Consider the following 3,882-nt stretch of genomic DNA (forward strand, 5'->3'; position numbering starts at 1 on the left):
ATGGGCGGCGCGGACGACCCGCGCCTCCCGCACCAGTGCCGGGTGAGCCGCCACCAGCCCGTCAAGCATCTCGTCGACGAAGGCGTCGGCGGTATTCATCAGCTTCTTCATGGACCGGTTCTCCCCGAACGATCTCGATCAGACGTCGTATTCGAGCAGCGCCGGCAGCGTGCGCTCGATGGCGGCGCGGGTGGCCGCGTCGGGCATCGGCATGGGCTGGCGGGAGATGCCGCAGTCGAGACCCTGGAGATGGAGAGAATACTTCACGCAGGCCGGCAAATTGCCGTGCGGCAGCACCGACCAGAAGTTGACGAGGCGGTGGTGGATGGCGAGCGCGGTCTCGTCGTCCTTCTTCTTGACGGCGTTCCACAGGCGTACGCAGGGGCCCGGTGCTGCGGTCGGAGAAGCCGCCAGCGTGCCGTGAGCACCGAACTGGAAGCAGGAGTAGAGAAGGTTATCGACGGCGGCGAGGATGACCTTGTCCTTCGGCGCATTGGCGACGAGCTCGGCCGTGCGCGTGATGTGGCCCTGGCTCTGCTTGATACCGACGACCCACGGAATCTCGTTCAGGATACGCAGCACGAGCGGCGTCGAAAGCAGGTTCCAGGGAATGACGTTGTAGAGCAGAACCGGCGTCTTCAGCTCTTCGGTCAACGTCTTGAAGTGGCCGAAATTCGAATCGTCGTCGGGTTGGAAGACGTAGAAGACCGGCGTCACCTGCAAGGCATCGACCTTGAGATCGGCGATCAGTTCGCCGCGTTTGATCACCTCGCGCGTCGAGTTGGCGATGATGCCGGCGACGACCGGCACCCGGCCCGCGACTTCCTCCATGGTGATTTCGCCGAGCCGGCGAAACTCGCCGAGCTCCAGCGCCTGGCCCTCACCCGTCGAGCCGCCGAAGCAGAGGCCGTGCACACCTTTGCCGAGCATGAAGCGGATCTGGTTTCGGAACTTGGCCTCGTCGATGTCACCCTTCTCGTCGAAGGGTGTGGTGAGTGCGGGGATGATGCCGTGAAGCTTCGTCATGATGTGGTAATTGCCTTTGCTTGGGGTTGGGTGAATATGAGGAATGGCATCAGGCGCCGAGATAGGCGTCGCGCACATGATCATCGCGCAGCAGCTCGTCGGCATGGCCCTTGAGCGCGATGCTGCCACCCTCGAGCACATAGCCGTAGTCGGCGACGCCGAGGGCCGCGTAGGCGTTTTGCTCGACGATCACGACGGTGCGGCCGCCCTCGGCGATCCTGCGGATGCTCGCAAACATCTCGGTGGTCAGCTTGGGTGACAGGCCCATCGAGGGTTCGTCGAGTAGCAGCAGCCGCGGGCCGGCCATCAGCCCTCGTCCGATCGCGAGCGCCTGCTGCTCGCCGCCCGAGAGCACGCCGCCCATGTCAGCCGCTTTGCGCTTCAGGACCGGAAACAGTTCGAAGACCTCATCGAGGGTGGCGCTGATCCCACCCTTGTCGTGACGGCGCACATAGGCACCGACCTCGAGGTTCTCCATCACGGTCAGCGTGCTGAAGATCCGCCGACGCTGCGGCACGCAGGCGATGCCGCCGGCGACGACCTTGTTGATCGGGCGGCCGGTGATCGGCTCGCCGGCGAAGGTGACGGTGCCCACCGACGGCTTCAGCTTGCCGATAATCAGGTTGAGCGTCGTCGACTTGCCGGCGCCATTGGCGCCGATGATCGCCGCGACCTCACCGCGTTCAACATGGATGGAGAGGTCGAAGAGGACCTGCGCCTTTCCGTAGAACACGTCGACATGCGACAGTTCCAGCTCGGGCGGTTCGGTGGCGGGGATCTTCAGCATCGAGGCGTCCGGCGTTCAGTAGCGGACCGCTTCGAGGACCACGGGCTGCCCGCCCTTGATCTCGACGATGTTGACCTGGCGGTTGCAGTCCCCCTTCTCGTCGCATCCATACGACGCAAGCAGGCCGTCATACTTCACGGTAGCAAAGGATTCGCGGATCTTGGCAACGTCAGCGGACCCGGCGGCGTTGATCGCTTTCGCCGCGAGGATTGCTGCATCGTAATAGGTTGCGGACCAGACGTCGGGCGCCATCTTGAAGCGTTCCTCATAGCGTTTGACAAAAGTCTGTACTGCCGGATTGGGATCTGTCGGGACGAAATAGGAAGCGCTTATCGCGCCTTCGGCCCCGCTGCCGGCGAGCTTGAGAAAAGCGTCTTCGCTGAGCACTGCCCCCGCGAAGCGGAAAGGCAGACCGAACTGTTTCGCCTGCTTGACGATCAGCGCGGCATCGGTGTCGTGGGCCCAGAGGATCACGAGCGCCGCACCGGCATTCTTCAACTTGCTGAGTTGAGCCGAATAGTCCTTGTCATTGGGATTGTGGCTCTCGATTGCCACCGGCTTGAGGCCGAGTGCCGCCATCTGCGCGACCACGCGGGCCTGGCCCGACTTGCCGAAATCGTCATTGGCATAGAAGATCGCGACCTTGTCTGCAGCCTTCAGTGCCTTCTGGGCATAATCGATGATCGCCTTTGCCTGGACGTCGTCGTTGGAACGGGTTCGGATGACGAATTTGCAGCCGCTATTGGTGACGGGAACGCCGGTGCCGCCGGTGAGCGAGACAATCTTGCCATTGCAGTAGATATTTTGGGTCGCCATTTGTGTCACGGAATAGTGCGGCCCGATCATCACGGGCGTCTTGTGCACCTGCATGATCTTGTTGACTGCGTTGATCGCGCCGTTGGTGTTGTCGCCCTGGTCGTCCTCGAAGACCACCTGCAACGGCTTGCCGAGCACACCACCCGCGGCATTGATGTCGGCCATGGCGAGTTCGACACCCTGTTTGAAGTTGCGGCCGACGAGAGCCTTGGCCCCCGTCATCGGCAGCGAGACGCCGATCAGCGGCTGTTCCTGAGCCGCGGCCCCACCCGGCGACATTGTCACCAGCACCGCGCTCGCGCCGGCCAGAGCCAGCAGGCCACGCACCCCCATTGTCCTTTTCCTGTTCACGGTCGTCCTCCCCTGAAAATTGGAAAATTGGTCTCGTTCAACCATGCGCTCCGGCATGATCGACGGAGCGGCGACGGATGTGGCGCGCCCTCGTCTCGTGAGAGGCCGCGCCGGCGCGCTCGCCGAGATAGGCCTCGATGACAACAGGCGACTCCATCACGGCAGCGGGAGCGCCATTCGCAATGAGGTCGCCCAGATTGAGCACGACGACGCGGTCACACATGCTGGTCACGAGCTTGATGCGATGCTCGACGACGAGGATCGTCATGCCCTGCGCGCGCAGCCGTTGCAGGATGGTCGACAGCTCCATGACGAGACCGCCGCGCAGGCCGGCCGCCGGTTCGTCAAGCAGGAGCACCTTGGGCCGCCCGACGATGGCGCGGGCCATCTCGACGAGGCGGCTCTGGCCAAAGGAGAGGTCGCCCGCCTGGCGCATGGCGAGATGGCGCACACCCATCTGCTCCAGCGCGGCCAGCGACGCCTGACGGATCGTGGCCTCTCCGCCCGGCTGGCCGGGGATTCGTCGCCAGGCGACCATGACGTTCTCGAGAACGGTCATGGATTCCCACAGCCGCACGTTCTGAAAGATTCGGGCGACGCCGTGAGCATGCACCTCCCAGGCCGGCCGGTTCTGCAGCGGATGGGAGTCCAGCTCGATCAAGCCGTCGACATCGATCACGCCGGAGCAGGCGTTGATCATGGTCGATTTGCCGGAACCGTTCGGACCGATCAGGCCGAGGATTTCACCGCGCATGACGTCGAAGGAGACGTCATTCAATGCACGCACACCGCCGAAGCTGCGCGAGACCTTGCGCATGCGCATCAACGGACCGCTGGAATCCGGCAACGCCGTCCCCCCCGCGAGGCCGGGACCGGCGGCGGCGACCGCCGCGAGGCTGAGC

4 protein-coding genes are annotated in these 3,882 nt (G+C 63.9%); all 4 read right to left on the reverse strand.

Annotation, left to right across the window (positions count from 1 at the left end):
• Window positions 1-138: 138 nt before the first annotated feature.
• A complete protein-coding gene (locus MOV75_RS29995; protein ID WP_246929411.1) occupies window positions 139-1,026 on the reverse strand; it encodes a dihydrodipicolinate synthase family protein in 888 nt (295 codons plus the stop codon).
• A gap of 49 nt (window positions 1,027-1,075) precedes the next feature.
• Window positions 1,076-1,813 (reverse strand): ABC transporter ATP-binding protein, encoded by a 738-nt coding sequence (locus tag MOV75_RS30000; RefSeq protein WP_247007124.1) that lies wholly within the window; start codon window positions 1,811-1,813, stop codon window positions 1,076-1,078.
• A gap of 15 nt (window positions 1,814-1,828) precedes the next feature.
• Window positions 1,829-2,962 carry an ABC transporter substrate-binding protein gene (locus MOV75_RS30005; RefSeq protein ID WP_247007126.1) on the reverse strand — a complete coding sequence of 378 codons (1,134 nt, stop codon included), beginning with the start codon at window positions 2,960-2,962 and terminating at the stop codon, window positions 1,829-1,831.
• A 55-nt stretch (window positions 2,963-3,017) separates the two neighbouring features.
• On the reverse strand, window positions 3,018-3,882 hold an 865-nt coding region (locus MOV75_RS30010), incomplete at its 5' end, for an ABC transporter ATP-binding protein (protein ID WP_247007128.1).

This window comes from Bradyrhizobium sp. PRIMUS42 (genome assembly GCF_023006515.1).
Lineage (GTDB): Bacteria > Pseudomonadota > Alphaproteobacteria > Rhizobiales > Xanthobacteraceae > Bradyrhizobium.